This is a genomic window from Massilia rubra, from assembly GCF_011682065.1.
Classification (GTDB): Bacteria; Pseudomonadota; Gammaproteobacteria; order Burkholderiales; family Burkholderiaceae_D; genus Telluria_A; species Telluria_A rubra.
The window spans coordinates 1-260 of record NZ_VUYU01000111.1; the positions used below are offsets into that span (position 1 = coordinate 1).

The following is a 260-nucleotide window of genomic DNA, read 5'->3' on the forward strand; positions in this document are numbered from 1 at the left end:
TTTAACAATCTGGAAGAAGTAAAGTTTTAATCGAATCGTCGACAGACGGTTCGATGGGTAGTGATTGTATGTATCAAAACAAAGCAACAACGCTGTACTTTCTTATCTCTGTAACGCTCTTTGATCTCCGGATCAGAGGCTAACGTTATAGGGACAAGCGAATAAGTGCACATGGTGGATGCCTTGGCGATTACAGGCGATGAAGGACGTAGTAGCTTGCGATAAGCTGCGGGGAGCTAGCAAACAAGCTTTGATCCGCA

At 44.6% G+C, this 260-nt stretch carries 1 rRNA gene; it reads left to right on the forward strand.

What is annotated here, in order from left to right:
- Positions 1–151: 151 nt before the first annotated feature.
- A 23S ribosomal RNA gene (locus F0185_RS34245) occupies positions 152–260 on the forward strand; the annotation flags it as partial.